General features: G+C 72.3%; 18 protein-coding genes. 7 read left to right on the plus strand and 11 right to left on the minus strand.

The window, feature by feature from the left end; translation table 11 throughout:
* Positions 1-92 precede the first annotated feature (92 nt).
* Entirely contained in the window at positions 93-1,301 is a 1,209-nt protein-coding gene (locus tag A3IC_RS58145) for a D-alanyl-D-alanine carboxypeptidase family protein (RefSeq protein WP_106669090.1), read from the minus strand.
* 106 nt (positions 1,302-1,407) lie between these two features.
* Between A3IC_RS58145 and A3IC_RS58150 the strand changes: the two genes are divergently transcribed.
* Positions 1,408-1,641, plus strand: coding sequence for an SCO4848 family membrane protein (locus A3IC_RS58150; protein ID WP_040877625.1), 234 nt, complete (start codon positions 1,408-1,410; stop codon positions 1,639-1,641).
* Positions 1,638-2,957 (plus strand): cytochrome P450 family protein, encoded by a 1,320-nt coding sequence (locus A3IC_RS0134310; protein ID WP_020554606.1) that lies wholly within the window; start codon positions 1,638-1,640, stop codon positions 2,955-2,957. Before A3IC_RS58150 ends, A3IC_RS0134310 begins: the two co-directional genes overlap by 4 nt.
* Positions 2,958-3,642: 685 nt before the next feature.
* Here the strand turns inward: A3IC_RS0134310 and A3IC_RS0134320 are convergent.
* The gene (locus A3IC_RS0134320; protein WP_020554608.1) at positions 3,643-4,137 is read right to left on the minus strand and encodes a MarR family winged helix-turn-helix transcriptional regulator; all 495 of its coding nucleotides are present in this window, start codon (positions 4,135-4,137) and stop codon (positions 3,643-3,645) included.
* Positions 4,138-4,286: 149 nt separating this feature from the next.
* On the opposite strand from A3IC_RS0134320, the gene A3IC_RS0134325 reads away from it, so the two are divergent.
* Positions 4,287-5,246 (plus strand): ADP-ribosylglycohydrolase family protein, encoded by a 960-nt coding sequence (locus A3IC_RS0134325; protein ID WP_020554609.1) that lies wholly within the window; start codon positions 4,287-4,289, stop codon positions 5,244-5,246.
* 270 nt (positions 5,247-5,516) lie between these two features.
* On the opposite strand, the gene A3IC_RS0134330 is transcribed toward A3IC_RS0134325, so the two are convergent.
* Positions 5,517-6,506: a malate dehydrogenase gene (locus tag A3IC_RS0134330; protein WP_020554610.1), complete on the minus strand. Its 990-nt coding sequence runs from the start codon at positions 6,504-6,506 to the stop codon at positions 5,517-5,519.
* 232 nt (positions 6,507-6,738) lie between these two features.
* Between A3IC_RS0134330 and A3IC_RS0134335 the strand changes: the two genes are divergently transcribed.
* The gene (locus A3IC_RS0134335) at positions 6,739-8,118 is read left to right on the plus strand and encodes a type I glutamate--ammonia ligase (RefSeq protein WP_020554611.1); all 1,380 of its coding nucleotides are present in this window, start codon (positions 6,739-6,741) and stop codon (positions 8,116-8,118) included.
* A 51-nt stretch (positions 8,119-8,169) separates the two neighbouring features.
* On the opposite strand, the gene A3IC_RS58155 is transcribed toward A3IC_RS0134335, so the two are convergent.
* The 3 genes from A3IC_RS58155 to A3IC_RS58160 all read right to left on the minus strand — a co-directional run bounded on the left by A3IC_RS58155 (position 8,170) and on the right by A3IC_RS58160 (position 11,733).
* Entirely contained in the window at positions 8,170-8,550 is a 381-nt protein-coding gene (locus tag A3IC_RS58155) for a DUF3017 domain-containing protein (protein ID WP_020554612.1), read from the minus strand.
* Between the two features lie 139 nt (positions 8,551-8,689).
* Positions 8,690-9,547, minus strand: coding sequence for a bifunctional methylenetetrahydrofolate dehydrogenase/methenyltetrahydrofolate cyclohydrolase (locus A3IC_RS0134345; RefSeq protein WP_020554613.1), 858 nt, complete (start codon positions 9,545-9,547; stop codon positions 8,690-8,692).
* Positions 9,544-11,733, minus strand: coding sequence for an FUSC family protein (locus tag A3IC_RS58160; protein WP_158696204.1), 2,190 nt, complete (start codon positions 11,731-11,733; stop codon positions 9,544-9,546). Before A3IC_RS58160 ends, A3IC_RS0134345 begins: the two co-directional genes overlap by 4 nt.
* Before the next feature lie 235 nt (positions 11,734-11,968).
* On the opposite strand from A3IC_RS58160, the gene A3IC_RS0134355 reads away from it, so the two are divergent.
* The gene (locus A3IC_RS0134355) at positions 11,969-12,592 is read left to right on the plus strand and encodes an RDD family protein (protein ID WP_020554615.1); all 624 of its coding nucleotides are present in this window, start codon (positions 11,969-11,971) and stop codon (positions 12,590-12,592) included.
* Positions 12,593-12,677: 85 nt separating this feature from the next.
* Here the strand turns inward: A3IC_RS0134355 and purH are convergent, their stop codons facing one another.
* Both purH and purN read right to left on the minus strand, forming a co-directional pair.
* Complete coding sequence (gene purH, locus A3IC_RS0134360; protein WP_020554616.1) at positions 12,678-14,261, minus strand: bifunctional phosphoribosylaminoimidazolecarboxamide formyltransferase/IMP cyclohydrolase; 1,584 nt, start codon at positions 14,259-14,261, stop codon at positions 12,678-12,680.
* Positions 14,258-14,902 carry a phosphoribosylglycinamide formyltransferase gene (purN, locus tag A3IC_RS0134365; RefSeq protein ID WP_020554617.1) on the minus strand — a complete coding sequence of 215 codons (645 nt, stop codon included), beginning with the start codon at positions 14,900-14,902 and terminating at the stop codon, positions 14,258-14,260. The genes purH and purN overlap by 4 nt, the downstream gene beginning before the upstream one ends.
* Before the next feature lie 311 nt (positions 14,903-15,213).
* Between purN and A3IC_RS0134370 the strand changes: the two genes are divergently transcribed.
* Entirely contained in the window at positions 15,214-15,876 is a 663-nt protein-coding gene (locus tag A3IC_RS0134370; protein WP_020554618.1) for a hypothetical protein, read from the plus strand.
* Here the strand turns inward: A3IC_RS0134370 and A3IC_RS0134375 are convergent.
* The gene (locus A3IC_RS0134375) at positions 15,873-17,642 is read right to left on the minus strand and encodes a cell division protein PerM (protein WP_158696205.1); all 1,770 of its coding nucleotides are present in this window, start codon (positions 17,640-17,642) and stop codon (positions 15,873-15,875) included. The two genes, A3IC_RS0134370 and A3IC_RS0134375, sit on opposite strands and share 4 nt — an antisense overlap.
* Positions 17,643-17,773: 131 nt before the next feature.
* Here A3IC_RS0134375 and A3IC_RS63020 point away from each other — a divergent pair, with 131 nt between their 5' ends.
* Positions 17,774-18,898: an RNA polymerase sigma factor gene (locus A3IC_RS63020; RefSeq protein WP_020554620.1), complete on the plus strand. Its 1,125-nt coding sequence runs from the start codon at positions 17,774-17,776 to the stop codon at positions 18,896-18,898.
* 88 nt (positions 18,899-18,986) lie between these two features.
* Here A3IC_RS63020 and sucD read toward each other — a convergent pair whose 3' ends face one another.
* Together sucD and sucC are read right to left on the minus strand one after the other, a co-directional pair.
* On the minus strand, positions 18,987-19,871 hold the full coding sequence (gene sucD, locus A3IC_RS0134385; protein ID WP_020554621.1) for a succinate--CoA ligase subunit alpha: 885 nt from the start codon (positions 19,869-19,871) through the stop codon (positions 18,987-18,989).
* A 16-nt stretch (positions 19,872-19,887) separates the two neighbouring features.
* On the minus strand, positions 19,888-21,063 hold the full coding sequence (sucC, locus tag A3IC_RS0134390; protein ID WP_020554622.1) for an ADP-forming succinate--CoA ligase subunit beta: 1,176 nt from the start codon (positions 21,061-21,063) through the stop codon (positions 19,888-19,890).
* Between the last annotated feature and the right edge of the window lie 186 nt (positions 21,064-21,249).

Consider the following 21,249-nt stretch of genomic DNA (forward strand, 5'->3'; position numbering starts at 1 on the left):
TTCGGCCGGGCCGACTCGAGCCCACCTTCCAGCCCGAGCCAAGCGCCCACCAGCCCGGCCGGCGTTTGAGGCCACCTCAAGCCCACCAACGGCTACCGCAGGTAGTCATCCTCGAACCGAACCCCCGAATGCCCCTCGCGCCGCCGAAGGGCGAACAGCACGCCGCCGCCCATCACGAGTGCCGCCGGCACACCCAGACCCGCCCACAGGCCCCAGTTGAAGCCCTTGTCCTTCGAAGAGGACGCCGCCTGCGCGGTCTTGGCCTCGCCGCCCTTGGCGTCCGTCGGCTTCGGGCCCTTGTCCTTCTTCTCGCCCGGCACCGAGAGCGGCTCGACCAGCGCGCCGATCGGCCTCGCCTGGGCCAGCGCGGCGAAGCCCCAGTCGAGCAGCTTCCCGGTCTCCTCGTAGGTCTTGCCCTTGCCCTCGACGTGCATGAGGCTCACCAGCAGCGTGTGGTTGCCGCGTTGCGCCCCGCCGACGAAGGTGTTGCCGGCGTTGGTGGTGTAGCCGTTCTTGACGCCGATCATGCCGGGATACTGGCCGAGCATCGTATTGGTGTTCTGGATCTGGAACTTGGACCCGGCCACGCCCGGGAAGTCGGCGACCTTCGTACTCGCGTAGGACCTGAAGTCGTTGTTCTTGAGCCCCTCGCGGGCGAACAGCGCGAGGTCGTACGCGCTGGAGACCTGCCCGGGCGCGTCGTAGCCGTCCGGCGAGACCACGTTCGTGTCGCCCGCCTGGAGCTGCTTGGCCCGCTCGTTCATCTGCCGCACCGTCGCGGACACGCCGCCGTTCATCGCGCACAGCACGTGCACCGCGTCGTTGCCCGAGCGCAGGAACACGCCCCGCCACAGATCCTCGACCTTGTAGGTCTCGTTCTCCTTTATCCCGACCAGGCTGCTGCCCTCGCCCAGGTTCTGCAGATCGGTGGGCACCACCTGATGGGTGGTGTTCCGGTCGATTTTGGGCAGCACCGTGTCGGCGAACAACATCTTGAGCGTGCTGGCCGGCGGCAACTTCCAGTGCGGGTTCTTCGCCGCCAGGATCTTGCCGGTGTCCGCGTCCGCGACCACCCAGGCCCAGCCCTCGACGTCGGGCAACGGCGGTGCGCCGGGCGGCAGGTCGCTCTGGACGCCGGACTGGGCCAGACGTGGCCCGCCCAGATCCGACATCGGCGAGGGCGGCTGCGGATCCGAGACGGGACCGGCGGCCCGGGCGGCAGGAGCAAGACCGACCGCGAAAACGAACGCGGCAGCACAGAACACGGCCGGCTTCCGAGAAGCCCGGAACCAATCAAACATGTGATGAGCGTACTGTCGGCCCCCGGCTGCGGTGCGTAGGCCGCGCCGCCGCATACTGAATCCGGACAAATTCGCTGAGTTTTCGACCGGGAACGGGTGCTTCACGTTGAGGATCGGCCGAGGTATTTCCGCCTGTCTGGTGTTGTTCGGCATCTGGAGCTGGATCTTGTGGCCGAACTTCCTCAAGAACATCTGGGCCGACGACCGGTCCTGGAACGACGGCGCGACCACGTTCTTCCTGATCCATCTGGCGCTGACGATCGTCTCGTTCGCGGCGGGCAACGCGATCGGCTGGCTCGGCGTCAAGGGCCTGCGGGCGGCGCGGACCCCGCAGCCGTGACCGACGACCCCACCCGATGCCCGGCGCACGCGGTGCCGGCCGGACCCGAGTTGTTCTCGCGCGAGTTCATCGCCGACCCGTACCCGGCCTACGCGCACCTGCGCGAGTACGCGCCCGTGCACCGCACCACGCTGCCCAGCGGCGTCGAGGCATGGTTGGTCACCCGGTACGCGGACGCCAAGCAGGCGCTCGCCGATCAGCGGCTGAGCAAGGACCCGCGGCACTCGGAGGCGGCCTGGAAGCAGGGCAAGGTCGGGGTGCCCGGCGAACAGCGCTCCGGCGTCGGCGCGCACCTGCTCAACCTCGACCCGCCGGACCACACCCGGCTGCGCCGGCTGGTGTCGAAGGCGTTCACGCCGCGCCGGGCGGAGGAGTTCCGGCCTCGGATCCAGGCCCTGACCGACCGCCTGCTCGACGACTTCGCGCGCACCGGCGAGGCCGATCTGATCCACGACTTCGCGTTCCCGCTGCCCATCTACGCGATCTGCGACCTGCTCGGGGTGCCCGAGGAGGACCAGGCGGACTTCCGGACCTGGGCCGGGATGATGATCCGGCACGGCTCGGGCCCGCGTGGCGGGGTGGCCCGGGCGGTGCGGCACATGCGCACGTACCTGGCGGAGTTGATCCATCGCAAGCGCGCGACCCTCACCGATGCGGACGACGACCTGATCTCGGGGCTGATCCGGGCGAGCGACCACGGCGAACACCTGACCGAGGACGAAGCCGCGGCAATGGCCTTCATCCTGCTCTTCGCCGGCTTCGAGACGACCGTCAACCTGATCGGCAACGGCCTGCTCACGCTGCTCACGCACGACACCGAGCGGCTCGCGGTCCAGGCCGACCCGACGCTGCTCGCGCCCACGGTCGAGGAACTGCTGCGCTACGACGGGCCGGTCGAGGTGGCCACGTGGCGATTCAGCACCACCGAGCTGGAGATCGGCTGCACGCGAATCCCGGCAGGCGAGCCGGTGTTGGTCGTCCTCGCGGCGGCCGACCGGGACCCGCGCCGATTCGCCGAGCCCGACCTGCTGGATCCGGCCCGCGCGGACAACCAGCACCTCGCGTTCGGGCACGGTATCCACTACTGCATCGGTGCACCGCTGGCCCGGCTCGAAGGCCAGATCGCGATCGGCACGCTGCTGAGCCGGCTGCCGGACGTACGGCTTGCGCTGCCCGAGGACGAACTGCGCTGGCGCGGCGGGCTGATCATGCGGGGGTTGCAGCGGCTGCCGGTGACTTTCACACCGGAGACGCGCACGCCGGACGCGGGATCCGCGACAGCGGAATCACCGGAAGCGGGATCGTCGGCGAACTGAGCCGATCCCGCCGGGGTCGAAGGCGAGTCGGGATCGAAGGCGGGTGGAAATCGAACGCGGGTCCGGATTTCGGGCGACAGGTTCGTGTTCCGGCGCCTTCGCGCGAACACGGCGGCGGGCCGGTGGATCGTCATCCACCGGGCCGCCGCCGTACCTACCCCCGACTACCCTTCTCCCCGAGTCGCCCCCGACCCCCTCGTTTCATCGCCCCCGCGCGCGCTTCCCCGCCCCGCTTCCCCGCCCCGCTTCCTCTGTGCCCGTCCCGCGTTTCCCCCCACGCTTTCCCCCACCCGTCCCCCTGCGTTCGCTGCCCCCACGCTTCCCCGGCGTGTCACCCCTCGGCCGCCGCCGTCCGACCGTTCCGGCGTTACTTCCCCAAGACGCCTTCACGGTCATGAGCGAGGCCGTTCCCCCCACCCCGAGGGACCGGGGCTAGTCGTGCCCGGTCAGTGCGGCGAGTTCGGCGGGAGTGGGTCGGTCGGCACGATCGCGCGCCGCGCGCCGGCCGCCGATCGGACGAATGATGCACCTCATGCCCTGCTCCTGTTCCCCGAGGCGAACCCTTGCGGTTCCGCTCCCAACAGGGACTTGTCTACAGGCAGCCGTTCCCGGCACACAACGGGTGCTTGATACATTTGATCACTAAGAGTGAATCATGGCCATGAGATGGTCAAAGAGGTTTGTTTCAGGCGTGGTTGTCGAACGGCGCGACAAGGGAACGCAAAAGCCCGGCGAGGGCCGCCTGCTGATCGACCGTCAGGCCGGCCAGAATGGCCCGTTCCTGGCCGAGCAGCTCGGCCATCGCCGCGTCGACCCGATCGCGACCGTCCTCGGTCAGCCGGACCAGCACACCGCGTCGGTCGTCCGGGTCGGGCAGTCGCAGCACCAGGCCCTTGGCGGCGAGGCGGTCGATCCGATTGGTCATCGTCCCGGAGGTCACCAGGGTCTGGGTGAGCAACTGGCCGGGCGAGAGCTGATACGGCGCGCCGTCCCGGCGCAGCGCGGAGAGCACGTCGAACTCCCACGGTTCGAGGTCGCGCGCGGAGAACGCGGTACGTCGGGCGCGGTCCAGGTGCCTCGCCAGTCGGGTGACCCGACTCAGTACTTCGAGGGGTTCGACATCGAGGTCCGGGCGCTCCCGCTTCCATGCCGCGACAAGCCGGTCGACCTCGTCTTTCATGGGATCATTCTAGCGAGTCGTTCGATGCCGAGCCTCTTGATATCGAGATAAGACTGAGCAATATCCGACACTTTCCGGCGGATCCGAGCGGCTTCGAGCACCCGGGAAATCCCTGGCTCGAGCCGGGCCCGGCCGGCAGGGTGAGGCGCATGAACCATAGCCGCCCGCACCGTACCCGACGCGTCGCGAACGCCGCTCGTGCCCTGCACGGACTCGCCCTCGGCGACGCCTTCGGCGAACAGTGGTTCTCCTACAAGGGCGCCGAAGCGACCCAGCGTCAGGCCCGCCGGATCGCACCCGAGGCCGAGCTCTGGTACTGGACCGACGACACCGCGATGGCGCTGTCCGTGCTGCGCGTCCTGCACCTGTGCGACGACGTCGATCAGGACGCACTGGCCGCGCACTTCGCCGCGTCCTACACGGCCGACCCGCATCGCGGCTACGGTCCGTCGATGCACGGGGTGCTGCGCGCGATCCACGAGGGCGAGTCGTGGCGCGAGGTGACGCGCCGTCAATTCGAGGGCCAGGGCTCGTGGGGCAACGGCGCCGCGATGCGGGTCGCGCCGCTGGGTGCGTGGCACGCCGACGAGGACCTCTCCTACGTCGCGGCCGAGGCCGAGCGCTCCGCCGAGACCACGCACGCCCACCCGGAGGCGACGGCGGGCGCGGTCGCGGTGGCGATCGCGGCGGCGCTGGCGACCCGCGGGCGGGACGAACCGGCCCCGGATCCGGTCGAGTTCCTGACCGAGGTGGCCGAGCACACACCGGAGAGCGACGTGGCCGCCGGCATCCGCACCGCATCCCGGCTGCGGGCCGACTCCTCGGTCCGCAACGCGGTGAGCGTGCTGGGCAACGGCACCCGGATCAGCGCCCCGGACACCGTCCCGTTCGCCCTGTGGACGGCGGCCCACCACCTGGACACTTTGGCCGACGCGCTGTGGGAAACGGCCCGGGGCATGGGCGACGTCGACACGACCTGCGCGATCACGGCAGGCGTGGTGGCATCGCGCACGGGTCTGGCCGACATCCACGATTCCTGGCTCACCGCCCGCGAGCCGATCCCGGGCTGGGTCGACACGGGCGGCGTGCGGCCGGCGGACCGGACCTGAAATCCGCGACCGACGTACGGCACCCGGAAGAGGTGCCGGACCGGCGCCGGGACGAACACCCGGTGCTCGGCACCCGCATCACGATCGTGCCGAGCAGGGTCCCGGAACACACCAAGGGCGGGCCGTTCGGCCCGCCCTTGTTCGGCAACCAGCCGTCACCGTCGATCGATCGCCACCGCGACCGGGAACCGGCGAACGGTCCCCGGTCCCGGCCCGGGACGGGATCAGGCGGTCGGATCCCGCAGTCGGCTCAAGCGGCCGGATCCGGCGTCAGATCAGGCCCAGCTCGCGCACCGCGTCGCGCTCCTCGGCCAGCTCCTGCACCGACGCGTCGATCCGGCCACGGGAGAACTCGTTGATGTCCAGGCCCTGGACGATCTCCCACTTGCCGTCCTTGCAGACGACCGGGAAGGAGGAGATGAGGCCCTCGGGCACACCGTAGGAGCCGTCCGAGACGACGCCCATCGAGGTCCAGTCGCCGTCGGCGGTGCCGTTGACCCAGGTGTGCACGTGGTCGATCGCCGCGTTGGCCGCCGACGCCGCCGAGGACGCGCCGCGCGCCTCGATGATCGCCGCGCCGCGCTTGGCGACCGTCGGGATGAAGGTGTCCGCGAGCCAGGTCTGGTCGTCGACCACCTCGGCGGCGTTCTTGCCGGCGATCTGCGCGTGGAAGACGTCCGGGTACTGGGTGGCCGAGTGGTTGCCCCAGATGGTCAGCTTCGCGATGTCGGTGACCGCGACGCCGGTCTTCTTGGCGAGCTGGGTCAGCGCGCGGTTGTGGTCCAGCCGGGTCATCGCGGTGAAGCGCTCGGCCGGTACGTCCGGCGCGTGCCGCTGCGCGATCAGCGCGTTGGTGTTGGCCGGGTTGCCGACCACGAGCACCTTGATGTCGTCCGCGGCGCCGGCGTTGATCGCCTCGCCCTGCGGCTTGAAGATGCCACCGTTGGCGGCCAGCAGGTCGCCACGCTCCATGCCCTTGGTCCGCGGACGGGCACCGACCAGCAGGGCCACGTTCGCACCCGCGAAGCCGTCGGTCGGGTTGTCGAAGATGTCGATCCCGTCGAGCAGCGGGAACGCGCAGTCGTCGAGCTCCATCGCGGTGCCCTCGGCGGCCTTGACCGCCTGCGGAATCTCCAGAAGACGCAGGCGCACGGGGGTGTCGGGGCCGAGCAGGTGACCGGAGGCGATGCGGAACAGCAGCGCATAGCCGATCTGACCGGCCGCGCCCGTGACGGTGACGTTGACGGGGGTACGGGACATTGCGCGCGGGTCTCCTCTGCTGCGGCGGGATCCGACGCCGATGGCAGTCCGCCGGTAGCTCGGCATCGAGATACTTTTCGCGGCCACATTACTCCGGCCCCCGGGGCCGCTTTGCCAACCACGGGTGTGAGGTTCGCCCCGAACCGGTTTCCGACCGCCGGGTTTTCGTTTCGACGGAACCGACCGGTAGGTTCGTCACCCACCGAACCCGATCGATCCCGGAGGGTGACTCATGCACGCGTCGGACCCGGCCGAGCCGACCCGCGGGCCCGCCTCGGGCCCGCTCGGCGCATCGGCGACGGTCGACGCCGATGCGCCCGACCCGATCGACGTGGTCGCCCTCGGCTGGGTGGACAACGCCGGCATCACCCGGGTCAAGACGATCCCCTACGCACGCCTGGACGCGGTCGCCACGCACGGCGTGGGCTTCTCCCCCGTCTTCGACGTGTTCCTCGCCGACGACTCGATCACCGCCGGCACGCTGGTCGGCGGGCCGGCCGGCGATCTGCGGCTGATCCCCGACCTGGCGGCGCTGCGCCCGCTGGCCGCGCAGCCGGGCTGGGCCTGGGCGCCCGGCGACCGCTACACCCAGGACGGCGTGCCGTACGCGGGCTGCCAGCGCACCTTCGCCCGGCGGATGGCCGCGCGTGCCGGGCTGCGCGGATTGTCGCTGCGGATGGGCTTCGAGGTCGAGTGGGTCACCGGCACCGAGGACTCGGCCGGCCGCTTCGTACCCGCCTTCCACAAGGCCGCGTACGGGATGTCCCGAGTGGTCCGGGTGTCCGGCCAACTGCGCGAGTTGACCCGCGCGCTCGCCGCCCAGGACGTGAGCGTGTTGCAGGTGCACCCGGAGTACGCGGCGGGCCAGTTGGAGGTCTCCGTGGCGCCGGAGGACCCGGTCGGCGCGGCGGACACCACGGTGCTGGTGCGCGAGACGATCCGCGCGGTCGCCGCCCGGCACGGGCACGCGGTCACCTTCGCGCCCTGCGTGCTGCCCGGCGAGGTGGGCAATGGCGCCCACCTGCACTTCTCGCCGTGGCGCGACGGGATGAACCTGTGCCACGGCGGCGAGGGGCCGCGGGGTCTGACCCGCGAGGGCGAGGCGTTCCTGGCGGGCGTCCTGCGCGAATTGCCCGCACTGCTGGCCATCGGTGCCCCGGGGGCGGCCAGCCACCTGCGACTGGTGCCGGCGCAGTGGGCGGGCGTGTACCGCTGCTGGGGCCTGGAGAACCGGGAGGCGGCGCTGCGGCTGGTCACCGGGATGGCGGGCGAGCGGCAGCACACGGCGAACGCGGAGCTCAAGTGCTTCGACGCGACGGCCAATCCGTACCTGGTGGTCGGCACGGTGATCGCGGCCGGGCTGGCCGGCATCGAGGACGGACTGCGGCTGCCGGTGGAGGTGCCGGGCGATCCGTCCGCGGCGGGCGGCGTACCCAGGCTGCCGGAGTCACCGGCCGCCGCGTTGGCGGCTCTGGAGGCGAGCGCGGTGCTGCGCGAGGCGCTGGGCGAGACGCTGTTCGACGCGATCACCGCGGTCCGCCGGGCCGAGATCGTCCGGGCCGCCGGGATGACCCCGAGCGAGATCGCCGGCGAGGCGCGCCGGCTGTACTGACGTGCCGTCGGGCCGAGGAAGGGCTCTCCCCTCGGCCCGACGTCCGCGAGCCTACGAACCGGTGCGCTTGGGCACCCACGGCAGATCGACGAGCGGATCGGGGATGCTCAGCCCCAGGAGCAGTACCGCGGCGCCGAAGAACAGCAGTACGCCCACGTCGGTGAACCGGCTGCGCACCGCCAGGACTCCCACGTCGGATACGAACAGCCGCAGTGTCGCGGCGACCAGGAAGGTGCCCGCGATCAGGACCGCGGCGATCCGGAAGCCGTCGAGCGCGGCGGTCAGCAGGGCCGCGATCAGGCAGGCGAAGACCGCCATCGCGGGCCATTCCCGCAGCGGCCCCGGCCCGGCCGGCGAGGCACCGCCCTCGGGCAGGTAGGTGCCCGGCTCCTTCTTCCTGCCGTCCTTGCGTCGCCCCCGAGCCGTTGCCACAGGGTCCCACCTCTCCTCATCCGGCGGCGCCAGGCATGACCGGGACCGCGTCGGCCCCGGACCCGGCGGGCGCGAGTCGCGGGTCGCGGGCGGACGCCCCCGATCGCGCGGCCCGGGCCCGGGGCCCGACGCGGTTCGATCACAGACTGGTGACCTGCCGCTCGGCGGCCTCGATGACGTTGGTGAGCAACATCGCGCGGGTCATCGGACCCACCCCGCCGGGCATCGGGGCCACCCAGGCGGCCTTCTCGTACGCCTCCGGGTGCACGTCGCCGACCAGACCGTGCTCGGTGCGGGTGATGCCCACGTCCAGCAGCACCGCACCGGGCTTGACCATGTCCGCGCTGATCAGGCCGGGCACGCCGGCCGCGGCGACGACCACGTCCGCCTGGAGCACGTGGAACGGCAGTTCCTTGGTGCCGGTGTGGCACAGGGTCACCGTGGCGTTCTCGGTGCGTCGGGTGAGCAGCAGGCCGATCGGGCGGCCGACGGTGACGCCTCGGCCGATCACGCACACCTCGGCGCCGTTGATCTCGATGTCGTGCCGGCGCAGCAGTTCGACGATGCCGCGCGGGGTGCACGGCAGCGGCGCCTCCTGGCCCAGCACCAGCCGGCCCAGGTTCGTCGGGTGCAGGCCGTCGGCGTCCTTGTCCGGGTCCATCAGCTCCAGGACCCGGTTGGCGTCCAGGTGCCTGGGCAGCGGGAGCTGGACGATGTAGCCGGTACAGGCCGGGTCCGCGTTGAGTTCGCGGACCACGTCCTCGACCTGCTCCTGCGTCGCGTCCGCGGGCAGGTTGCGCTGGATGCTGGCGATGCCCACCTGGGCGCAGTCGCGGTGCTTGCCGCGCACATACGAGTGGCTGCCGGGGTCGTCGCCCACGAGCACGGTGCCCAGACCCGGCGTGATGCCTCGGGCCTTCAGTGCCTCGGCCCGAACGGCGAGTTCGGCTTTGATGGCGGTGGCGGTGGCCTTGCCGTCGAGGATCTGCGCCTTCAAGTTCTGTCTCCTGGTCCACGGTTTGGGGCCGGTCGCTGCGATTGTCCCGTATCCGTGCCGGCCGCGCGGCGGGCCCCGTACAGGAGCCGGGCCGGCGGGGCCAGGATGCGCCGCTGGACGAACTCGGGCAACTGCCGGGCGGGCAGTGCCTCGTTCGCCCGGGCGATCGTGCGACCCAGTCGCTTCAGGTGTTGGCGCAGTACCGGATACCCCCACAGATCCGGCTGTTCGGGCAGCACCGGAGAGCGGCGCTCCTCGGCGGCCGAGGCCAGTTCGGCCAGATGGGCGTCCAGCCGGTCGAGGTCGTCCGCGGGGATCGGTTCGGGCGGCTCGGTGCGGTAGGTCTCCGGCGCGGTCATCAACCGGTAGCCGAGCCGCTGGGCGGTCACGATCGCGGGCCACAACCGCTCGGCGTCCAGTCGGCGGCCGGTGAATTCGCCCAGCGCCGCCTCGTACACGCTCCACAGGTCGAGCAGCTCGCGCCGGGCCGCCCGGCGGGTGCTGCCCCAGGCGCGGTCGTCCACGATCCGACCGGTGACGGTGGCCCGCAGCAGCAGCGCCTCGGCCCGGATGGTCCGGCCGAGTTGGCGCGGCAATCGGGTCGCGGACGCGCGCGGCCACAACACCAGGCTCGCGGTCAGGCCGACGGCCAGGCCCAGGACGGTGTCGATCACCCGGGTGGCGGCCAGGTCGCCCACGTGTGCACCGGGTTGGCCGGTGGCGGCCAGGAAGAGGCCGACGGGGGTCACGCACGCGGCGCCCACGGCCAGGTTGCGGGCGATCACGGTCTGCGTCGCGCCGAACAGCAGCGCGACGGCGATCACCACGAGCCACGCGTTGGGCATCAGGTCGTGGAAGAACAGCGCGATCACCGCGACGCCGACGAGCGTGCCGATCGCCCGTTGCAGCACCCGGCCGAAGTCGAGCACGACGTTGCCGCCCTGGAGCGCGGCGCCAGCCGCGATGGCCACCCACACCGGGTGCACCACCGGCAGCAGCGCGGCGGCCAGCGTCGCCGAGCCGACGCCCAGCCCGGTGCGCAGCGCGGTCGGCGGAACCAGGGAGGAGCGGTCGAACGCGGCGCGCATGCGCTCGCCGGCGGTGGGCCGTCGGCCCGGGATGATCTCGCCCTCCTTCACCGCCGGTTGGCCGGCCTCCGCGGCGGCGGCCCTGAGTACCGTGCGCAGGTAGCGTTCGGCGGCGGTCTCGGTGTCGGCGAGTACCGCGGGCATGACCGGGACCAACGTGGGCTGCCCGACCGCGCCGGCCAGTGCGCGCACGGTGTCCGCGATCTCCGGTGGCAGCGGCCGGGTTCGTTCCACGGCCAGCAGTTGTGCGGCCTGGAACAGGTCGAGCGCGCGCCGGCACAACACCCGCAGTCGACGGGCCTCGCCGGTGCGCCGATTGCGCTTGGTGTCCGCGCGCAACACGCTCACCCACGCGCTGTGCACCGTCTCGGACGCGCGGTGTCGGGCGGCGTCGCTGGGCTGGTCGCCGATCGAGGCGAAGAAGTCGGCGAGCGCCTCGAAGCAGGCCGCCAGCGCCATGTGCTCGGGGTGGCGTGGGCGAAGCAGCCAGCCGGACATCGACACCAGCCACGCGCCGGCGGCGCCCGCGAGCACCAGCGCGGCCCGCTCGGGGACCATGTCGGGTTGGTGCGGCAGGAAGGCGCCCATCGCGCAGACCAGGGTGAACATGTACCCGCCGGGGCGGTCCACCTGCAGCGCGCCGCACAGGAAGGTGGCGACGGTGGCGACCAGGGTGATCACCGGCACGTACAGGAACGCGGTGCCGGCCGCGAGCGAGCCCAGGGTCAGCGCCAGGGCCAGGCCCAGGCCGACCAGCGCGAGGGTGATCGCCCGGCGCGCGTAGGGCTCCTTGGCCGCGTACAGGACGGTGTAGCCGCCCAGCGCGGCGAACGTGCCGTAGCCGACGCCCAGGGTCGCGGTGACGATCGCGAACGGGATGCCCACGCCGAGCGCGGCGCGCACCCCGGCCGCCCAGGTGAAGCGCTTGCCGGTGAGCGTGACCAGCGGCTTGATCTGGTTCTGCGGGCCCATTTCGGGCGGGTGCACCGCCGGGAACGGAGGCAGCGTGGGCGGGTCGGAGGAGGCCGCCGAGGGCCCCGGCGGCAATGCGAGTGGTGCGCGTTGCGGCTGGGGTTCCGGGGTCGCCTGATCCTGCATGCTCCCATGCAACGCACCTTTGGCCGGGAATGCCAAGTCCCGCCTCATGATCCCGATCACCGGACCCGCCGAAGACCTACCGAGTGCCAACCGCCTCGGTGTAGGGTGCCGCCTCCAACAGGCTCCCGGGTGGTGGGGGCGACGCCGGGCCCGTCACGGCGCTCGCGCGTCGACGAAACCCGGGGCCATCGGCGTCGCACACCACGTGTGCGCGTTCCCAGGGGAGAGTTTCCGCATGTCCCAACCTCCGGGTCCGTACGGCCCGCCGCCCGGTTACGGCGCCGAGAGCCAGGGTTACGGTCAGCCCGCCTACGGTCAGCCCGCGTACGGTCAGCCCGGCTATGGCCCGCAGGCCGGCTACGGCCAGCCCTACGGCTACGGCCCACCGCAGAACCTCGGCGACTACTGCGCGAGTTGGGGCCGCCGCGTGGGCGGGACCCTCCTCGACGCGCTCGTCATGATGCTGGCCGCGATACCCCTGCTCGGCGGGTTCTTGTGGTTCGGGAGCGAGAGCACCGTGACCGAGCACCTCGACGGCAGCGAGACGACCAGCTACGACGGCGGACCAGGCCCGGTCGTGGTGATGGTCGTCGGCGGCCTGCTGCTGTTCGCCTTCGGGCTCTGGCAGCTCTACCGCCAGGGCAAGACCGGCCAGACCATCGGCAAGGGCGCCGTCGGGATCAAGGTGCTGCGCGAGAGCGACGGGATGCCCACCGGCTTCGGGATGGCCTTCGTCCGCCAGATCGCCCACTTCCTGGACTCGATCGCGTGCTACGTCGGCTGGTTGTGGCCGCTGTGGGACTCGAAGAAGCAGACGTTCGCGGACAAGGTCTGCTCGACGGTCGTGGTCAAGGTCTGAGCACCACCGCACTCGGCGCGCGAGGCGCGACCCCGCCCGGGGTCGCGCCTCGCGTGTGTTTCGGTCGGCCGGTGCCGTCGGCGGCTCAGTGGAAGAAGTGCCGGGTCCCGGTGAAGTACATGGTGATCCCGGCCGCGCGCGCCGCCTCGACCACCTGCTCGTCGCGGACCGAGCCGCCGGGCTGGACCACCGCCCGCACCCCGCCCGCGATCAGCACTTCCAGGCCGTCGGCGAACGGGAAGAACGCGTCGGACGCGGCAACCGAGCCGGCCGCCCGCTCCCCGGCCCGCTGTACGGCCAGCTTGGCCGAGTCGACCCGGTTGACCTGGCCCATGCCCACGCCCACGGTGGCGCCGCCGGACGCGAGCAGGATCGCGTTGGACTTGACCGCACGCACCGAGCGCCAGGCGAACACCAGGTCGCGCAGCGTCTCGATGTCGGCGGGCTCACCGGTGGCCAGCGTCCAGGCCGCCGCGTCGTCGCCGGGCGCCTGGTAGCGGTCCGCGTTCTGCAGCAGCAGCCCGCCGTCGATCTGGCGGAACTCGGCCGGCGTGCGCGGCGCCTGGGGAGCGCGCAGCACCCGGATGTTCTTCTTGCGGGCGAGCACCTCGACCGCGCCGTCCTCGTAGTCCGGCGCGACGATCACCTCGGTGAAGATCTCCGCGACCTGCTCGGCCATCGCCACGCTCACCGGCCGGTTGACCGCGATCACGCCGCCGTAGGCGGACACCGGGTCGCTCGCGTGTGCCTTCAGGTGCGCCTCGGCGACGTTCTCGCCGATCGCGATCCCGCACGGGTTGGCGTGCTTGATGATCGCCACGCAGGGCTGCTCGTGGTCGTACGCGGCGCGTCGGGCCGCGTCGGTGTCCATGTAGTTGTTGTAGGACATCTCCTTGCCGTGGAACTGCTCGGCGCCCGCGAGGCCGCCGGTGCCGTCCACGTACAGGGCCGCGGCCTGGTGCGGGTTCTCGCCGTAGCGAAGCACGTTCTCCCGGCGACGGACCGAGCCGAGGAAGGCCGGGAAGCTCTCCTCGTCGGCCGGCGCGTAGCTGTTCGAGAACCAGGAGGCGACCGCGACGTCGTACGCGGCGGTGTGCCCGAACGCCTCGCCCGCGAGCCGCTTGCGCTGCGCGAGGTCGAAGCCGCCGGCCTCGATCGCGGCGAGCACGTCGGCGTAGCGGTCCGGGCTGGTCACCACCGCGACGGAGGGGTGGTTCTTGGCCGCGGCGCGGACCATCGACGGGCCGCCGATGTCGATCTGCTCGACGCACTCGTCCGCGGTCGCGCCCGACTCGACGGTCTGCGTGAACGGGTACAGGTTGACCACGACCAGGTCGAACGGTCGTACGTCCAGCTCTTCGAGCTGCGCGCGGTGCGACTCCAGGCGCAGGTCGGCCAGGATGCCGGCGTGCACGCGCGGGTGCAGGGTCTTGACCCGGCCGTCCAGGCACTCCGGGAAGCCGGTCAGTTCCTCGACCTTGGTCACGGGCACGCCCGCGGCGGCGATCCGTGCCGCGGTGGAGCCGGTGGAGACCAGTTCGACACCGGCCGCGTGCAGGCCCTGGGCCAGTTCCTCCAGGCCGGTCTTGTCGTACACGCTGATCAACGCGCGACGGATGGGGCGACGTGCCTCGTTCTCGGTGCTGGGGGTGGGGGCGGCGGAAGTCATGCGGGGATCCGGACCTTTCTTCCTTCGATGCGGTAGCCCTCGCGGGCCAGCCGGCCCACGACCTCGACGAGCAGGGTGCGCTCGACAGTCTTGATGCGCTCGTGCAGCGCCTCACCGCCGTCGGCGTGATCGCCGTCCTCGACCGTGACGACGCCCTGAGCGATGATCGGCCCGGTGTCCACGCCGGCGTCCACGAGGTGGACCGTGCAACCGGTCACCTTGGCGCCGTACGCGAGCGCGTCCCGGACGCCGTGCGCGCCGGGGAACGAGGGCAGCAGTGCGGGGTGGGTGTTGACGGTGCGTCCCTCGAAGCGGGCCAGGAAACGCGGGCCCAGGATCTTCATGAAGCCGGCCGAGACCACCAGATCAGGTTCGTACGCGGCGACCGCGTCGGCGAGCGCGGCATCCCAACCGGCCCGATCCGCATGGTCGCCCACCCGCTCCACGAAGGTGGGGACTCCGGCCCGCTCGGCCCGGGTCAGCCCCGCGATGTGCTCGCGGTCGGCGCCCACGGCCACCACGCTCGCGCCGTACGCGGGATCCGCGCACGCGTCGAGCAGGGCCTGGAGGTTGGTACCGGAGCCGGAGACCAGGACGACGAGCCGGGCCGGCCCGGGGGTACGCGGGGCGTGAACGGCCACTGCTTTTCGGCTCTTTCCGGAAGGGAAGGGCGGGAGGGGCACCAAAGGGATTCGGGCTCTCGCCGGGATCTCGCACGGGTTCGGCGGGCGTTCCCCGACAGGAGGCGGGAACACGGAGCGGCGCCCGTACGTCGGCAACGATAGCGTCAGGGGGTAGGCAGTACCGAACCGGCGGGGTGGGATACCGGCGACGGGGCCGGTGACGGGGCCTGGGGGCCTCTCGGCGCCGCCGCCCGGCTACGGTGCACCCCGCACACGTACGATCCTGGGAAGGGAATCCCGCGATCCGGCACGACGAGGGCAGGCAGAGGATGAGTACCGGCAACGAGACCGACGAGCGGGATCCCTACGCCCCGCCGCCGGAGGGTACGCCCGATCGCCCGCCGGCCGCCCCGTGGAACGTGCCCGGCAACGGGCGAGGGGACGGCGGCAACGGTGGCGATCGGCACGGCCGCGAGGACCGGCCACAGCGGGCGCCGCGCGAACCGCGCGAGCAGCCCGACCCGAAGGACATCCGGGTCCGCAATGGCCGACTGGCGCTGTGGTCGGGGGTGTGGGCGGTGTTCTTCGCACTGTTCCTGCCGTCCGACCTGGGCCTGGTGCTCGGCGTGGTGCTGGGCGTGGTCGCCCTGGTGCTCGGCATCCGGACGGTGCGCGGGACGACGCCAGCCTCGGCCGGGCCGCGGATCGAGGAGGGCCCGGGCGGCACCGCTCGGCACCCGGGGCACGCCCCGGGCGGGCCGACCCACCGACCCCGGGTGCGCCGACCGGCGGGCTCCCGCTCCGGCGCCGCACTCGCCGGCCTGGTCACCGGCGCGATCGCGGTGGTCTACGTGCTGGGCGTGTGGACGTTCGAGGCGGTCAACAAGGACTACTACGACTGCATGGACAGCGCGCTCACCAAGACCGGTGAGCAACGCTGCCTGGACAAGCTGCCGGAGCGCTACCACTTCCTCGTGGACGGCACGATCTAGGACGGGCCGGTGGTTCCGAGGGCCGTCTCCGCTTCGGTGGAGGCGGCCTTCGGGTTCTCCCGACCGCGCCACCAGGTCGCGGCCAGGGCGGTCGGGGCGGCGATCAGCGTGATCTCGACGCTCAGCGCGGCGGCGGTGCGCCACACGTTCGGGCCCAGTTCGGCGAGGTCGGCCAGGCCCGCGCTGCCGGAGGCCAGTCGGGTCGAGGCGAGGGTGAGCAGGCCGACCCCCAGGCCCGCCCCGGCGGCGTGCGAGGTGACCGCGCGCCAGGCTCGGGGCGGCTCGGCACGGGCCGCGAAGAAGCCCGCCACGATGCCCGCGAACAGCGGGAGCACGGCGGGCGCCCACGCGGCGGAAGGCACCGTGGCGGGACCGGGCAGCGCGGCGAGCAGGGGCAGCGTGGGCAGCGGGCCGAACGTACTGCCGGTGGGCGCGAGCGTGGTGGCCGCGCCGAGCGCGAACCCGGTGCCGGCCGCGTAGGACACCGCCCACACGATCGCGTTGGGCACCAGCACGGCGCACAGCACGGCCAGCGCCGCGAAACCGATCGCGTCGTGTGTGGTCAGCGCCAGCGCGATGCGGACCTGACCGGCGTGCGCGAACAGGCACGCGAGCACCAGGAGCGCCCCTCCCGCCGCGAGCACCGCGGCCGAGGCCAGGCTCGCGCGCACGGCCGGCACCCGAACCAGCGCGGGCCCGAACGCACCCAGCACTCCCGCCGCCAGGACACCGAGTGCCGCCATCGCGACCGTGCCGGACACCGGCCGCACACTCGCCGTGTCCACGCCGGCCGCCACCGCGTACATCAGCCCGGTGTACACCAGCGCCTGCGACCCGAGCACGATCGCGGTCCCGGCGAGGCCGTCCGCGAGCCGTCGGCCGAGCCGGCACAGCAGCCAGATCAGCGGCACGGTCAGGCCGAGCGGGGCCAGCCGCAGTGGTACGACGGTCACGTTCGGTTCGACCGAGCCGGTCGCGGTGTGGCTGATCTCGACGAACTCGAAGCCGACGTGGTGCGCCGCGAGCCAGATCCCGCCGATCACGCGCAGCAGCGCCGACGGGTGGTCGAAGCCGCCCGAGGTGGCTCCGCACATGGCCACGATCAGCACGAGCAGCGCCACGGTGCCGAGCCCCGCCCCGACCACGAGCAGCGCGGACGCCACTCCTCGGGCGAGGGCCTGCACGATCCGGGCGGTGTCGGGGCGGCGGCGGGCGAGGCGGGCCGGTGCGGCGACGCCCCGGAGGCCGGCCGGGACGGCGACCGGCGGACGACTCGGCCGCGGTGGGCCCGACGGCCGCGCTCGGGGCCGCGCGGGCCCGCCGGGAGCCTCGACGGGGGTCGACACCGGCAGCGCGCCGGGCGGCCGACCGGGCCTGGGCCGGAGGAGGACGATCGAAGGCGATTCCAGGCCGGGCGGCGGCGCGGGGAGCTCGGGTGCGTCGGCGTCGGATGGCCTGTGGGACTCGCGGGACTCGCGGGACTCGCGGGACTCGGCGGACTCGGGCAGGTCCGGCGGATCCGCTGCTTTCGGCGCCGCGGCGGCTTCCGGCGGCTTGGGCGGCCCGGATACCCGCGCGGGCTCGTCGGGCGGGCCGGACTCCGCGTCCGGTACCGCGTCCGGCAACGGCTCGGATGTTCGGCCGAGGGCCTCCCCGAGAGCCCCGGGCGGCAAGGCCGGAAGGCGCTCGACGTCCGCCCACGCGACGGGTCCGGCCGCCGTCCGGGGCGACGACGGGCCGTACTCGGTTTCCGGCGTTTCGGTCACGCTCCCCATGCTGCCCACGCGGCCACGATCCGAGCCGCATATAGCCATCAGGCGTGACAGAACACCCCATTTGATCGATTGAAGTCATTGAATACGCATTATCAATCGACCCTCGGGTACCTCAGGCCCCCATGGGCATCGACGACGAGCGGACCGACCCGCGCGGGCGCGCCACGGGCTTCGACGCCCTGTACGCGGCGATCGCACCCGACATCGCGCGCTACGCGTATCTGTTGACCGCGAGCCCCGCCCGGGCCGCGCACGTGACCCGGCGCGCGTTCGCGCTGGTCTGGCGGGACCTGCCGGACGTCGGCGACACCCCCGCCGACGCCGCCTACGTACGCACCCTCGCGGGCGACCTCGCGCTCGGTCATCGGTTCCTGCTGCGGCGCGCCGTCTGGCGACTGGTACCGCATCCGGACCGCACCGGCCGGGTCGTCCCGCACGCCGAGGACGACACGCGTCGCGACCAGGACATCGCGCTCCTGCGCGCGCTCCAGCGGGTGCCCGGCCATCGTCGGCGGGTGTTCGTGCTGCGCCACCTGTTCGGGATGCCGCCGGAGCAGGTCGCGTTCGAGACCGAGGCGACCACCGAGGGCACCCGGATCCGGCTCCTGCGCGCACACGAGGACCTCGCCGAGTTGGTGCCCGCACTGACCGGCCCGTCGCCGAACTGCCCCGAGGCACACGACTTCCTGAGCACGATCACCCGCGACCTCGCGGCTCGCCACGAACCGCGCGTGCCCGGTCCGCGCGTGTCCCGGATGGGCAGCAGGGCCCGGACCTCGGTGCTGGCCGCGGTGGTCACGGCGGCGATCATCGCCCTGCTGATCGCCTCGCTGCCCCGGCTGCTCACTCCGGGCACCTCGCGCGACGCGCGGGGCGGCTACCGGGTCCAGCCGATCACCGGCTCGGAGGCCGCGCGCAGGCTGCCGCCGGTGCCCGCCGAGCGGGAGGCCCCGCCCGAGCCGGCCGCGGCCCCGCCGGGGCCCGCGGCCGCCGCGCCGGAATCGACTTCGGCCGGCCGGCCGCGGCCGCCCGTCCCGGAGACCGCCGGCGCGCCGCCGTCCATCACGCCGCTGATCCGCCCGGCGGCCCCCACCGTGCGCGGACAGTCGGGCCCGGCCTCGACGGCACTGTCCGCGCCCGGTCGGCTGGCCCTGATCGGCCCGGCCGCGCTGCTGGCCCCGGAGACCGGGTACACGCTGGACACGAGTTGCCTGGACAACGGCCTGCGGCGCGTGCCGCCGCGCTGACCACCGGGTCCGTCCGAAAACCACGACGCCCCGCACGCCGCCTGGAGGGCGGCGCGCGGGGCGTCGTGGGTCACGGGTGACCGGTGGGTCAGCCCGCCATGATCTCGCGCATCAGGCGCGCGGTCTCGGACGGCGTCTTGCCGACCTTGACGCCGACGGCCTCGAGCGCGTCCTGCTTGGCCTGCGCGGTGCCCGACGAGCCCGAGACGATGGCGCCGGCGTGGCCCATGGTCTTGCCCTCGGGGGCGGTGAAGCCCGCGACGTAGCCGACGACCGGCTTGGTGATGTGCTCGGCGATGTAGGCCGCGGCACGCTCCTCGGCGTCGCCGCCGATCTCGCCGATCATCACGATCGCGTCGGTCTCCGGGTCGTCCTGGAACGCCTGGAGGCAGTCGATGTGCGTGGTGCCGATGATCGGGTCGCCACCGATGCCGACGGCGGTCGAGAAGCCGATGTCGGCCAGCTCGTACATCATCTGGTAGGTCAGGGTGCCCGACTTGGACACCAGACCGATCCGGCCCGGCTTGGTGATGCTGGCCGGGATGATGCCCGCGTTGGACTGACCCGGGGTGATCAGGCCAGGACAGTTCGGGCCGATGATCCGGGTCTTGTTGCCCTTGGCGCCGGCGAGCGCCCAGAACTGCGCGGTGTCGTGCACCGGCACGCCCTCGGTGATGACCACCGCGAGGCCGATCTCGGCCTCGATGGCCTCGACCACGGCGTCCTTGGTGAACTTCGGCGGCACGAAGACCACCGTGACGTCCGCGCCGGTGGCCTTCATCGCCTCGGCCACGGTGCCGAATACGGGTACCTCGGTGCCGTCCACGTCGACCGTGGTGCCGGCCTTGCGCGGGTTCACGCCACCGACGATGTTCGTCCCGGAGGCGAGCATCCGGTGGGTGTGCTTCATCCCCTCGGAGCCGGTCATGCCCTGGACGATGACCTTGCTGTCCTTGGTCAGGAAGATAGCCATGTTGGGTCGGTCTCCCTTACTTCGCGGCAGCGAGCTCGGCGGCCCGCTCGGCCGCGCCATCCATGGTGTCCACCTGCTGGACCAGCGGGTGGTTCGCGTCGGTGAGGATCTTGCGACCCAGCTCCGCGTTGTTCCCGTCCAGACGCACGACGAGCGGCTTGGTGACCGCCTCGCCCTTCTGCTTCAGCAGTTCGAGCGCCTGCACGATGCCGTTCGCGACCGCGTCGCACGCGGTGATGCCGCCGAAGACGTTGACGAACACCGACTTGACGTCGGCGTCGCCCAGGATGATCTCCAGGCCGTTCGCCATCACCTCGGCGGACGCGCCGCCGCCGATGTCGAGGAAGTTGGCCGGCTTCACGCCGCCGTGGTTCTCCCCGGCGTACGCGACCACGTCGAGCGTGGACATGACCAGACCCGCGCCGTTGCCGATGATGCCGACCGAGCCGTCGAGCTTGACGTAGTTGAGGCCCTTGGCCTTGGCCGCCGCCTCCAGCGGGTCGGCCGCGTCCTTGTCCTCGAGCGCCTCGTGGTCGGGGTGCCGGAAGTCGGCGTTCTCGTCCAGCGAGACCTTGCCGTCCAGCGCGATGATCTTGCCCTCTTCGGACTTGATCAGCGGGTTGACCTCGACGAGCGTGGCGTCCTCCTCGACGAAGACGGTCCACAACGTCTTCAGGGTCGCGACGATCTGGTCGTGCAGCTCGGCCGGGAACTTCGCCGCCTCGACGATCTCGCGGGCCTTGGCCTCGGTCACGCCCTCGATCGCGTCGACCGGGATCTTCGCGAGCGCGTCCGGGTTCTCCTCGGCGACGACCTCGATCTCGACGCCACCCTCGACCGACGCCATCGCGAGGAAGGTGCGGTTGGTGCGGTCGAGCAGGAACGATACGTAGTACTCGTCCACCGGCTTGGCCAGCCCGGCCAGCATGACCTTCTTGACGATGTGGCCCTTGATGTCGAGACCGAGGATCTGCTCGGTCTTCTCGACGACCTCGTCGGTGCTGAACGCCAGCTTGACGCCACCGGCCTTGCCGCGGCCACCGACCTTCACCTGCGCCTTGACGACGGCCTTGCCGCCCATGCGCTCGGCGGCGGCCCGTGCCTCCTCCGGCGTGAAGACGACTTCACCGGGCAGAACCGGCACACCGTGCTTAGCGAAGAGATCCCTCGCCTGGTACTCGAACAGGTCCACGCGGGTCCGTCCTTGTGATCGCGATCGGATATGCGGAACATGCGCAGCCGCGTCCGTCGTCGCACAGGTCCGGCAGGCTCGCCCCCAGGTCTGGTGGACGGCGTCCGCACGCGTAGCTGATCCGCCTTGCAGGTTATCGGGCGGGATGGCCCGACCCGAATCAGGGTCTTGGTCGCACTCCCCGGG

The organism is Embleya scabrispora DSM 41855 (assembly GCF_000372745.1).
Lineage (GTDB): Bacteria > Actinomycetota > Actinomycetes > Streptomycetales > Streptomycetaceae > Embleya > Embleya scabrispora.

Excerpts from the sequence above, each read along its gene's own strand:
- A3IC_RS58145 (WP_106669090.1), bottom strand. The coding sequence starts at position 1,301 with ATGTTTGATTGGTTCCGGGCTTCTCGGAAGCCGGCCGTGTTCTGTGCT.
- A3IC_RS0134320 (WP_020554608.1), bottom strand. The coding sequence starts at position 4,137 with ATGAAAGACGAGGTCGACCGGCTTGTCGCGGCATGGAAGCGGGAGCGC.
- A3IC_RS0134325 (WP_020554609.1), top strand. The coding sequence starts at position 4,287 with ATGAACCATAGCCGCCCGCACCGTACCCGACGCGTCGCGAACGCCGCT.
- A3IC_RS0134330 (WP_020554610.1), bottom strand. The coding sequence starts at position 6,506 with ATGTCCCGTACCCCCGTCAACGTCACCGTCACGGGCGCGGCCGGTCAG.
- A3IC_RS0134335 (WP_020554611.1), top strand. The coding sequence starts at position 6,739 with ATGCACGCGTCGGACCCGGCCGAGCCGACCCGCGGGCCCGCCTCGGGC.
- A3IC_RS58160 (WP_158696204.1), bottom strand. The coding sequence starts at position 11,733 with ATGCAGGATCAGGCGACCCCGGAACCCCAGCCGCAACGCGCACCACTC.
- A3IC_RS0134355 (WP_020554615.1), top strand. The coding sequence starts at position 11,969 with ATGTCCCAACCTCCGGGTCCGTACGGCCCGCCGCCCGGTTACGGCGCC.
- purH (WP_020554616.1), bottom strand. The coding sequence starts at position 14,261 with ATGACTTCCGCCGCCCCCACCCCCAGCACCGAGAACGAGGCACGTCGC.
- A3IC_RS0134370 (WP_020554618.1), top strand. The coding sequence starts at position 15,214 with ATGAGTACCGGCAACGAGACCGACGAGCGGGATCCCTACGCCCCGCCG.
- A3IC_RS63020 (WP_020554620.1), top strand. The coding sequence starts at position 17,774 with ATGGGCATCGACGACGAGCGGACCGACCCGCGCGGGCGCGCCACGGGC.
- sucD (WP_020554621.1), bottom strand. The coding sequence starts at position 19,871 with ATGGCTATCTTCCTGACCAAGGACAGCAAGGTCATCGTCCAGGGCATG.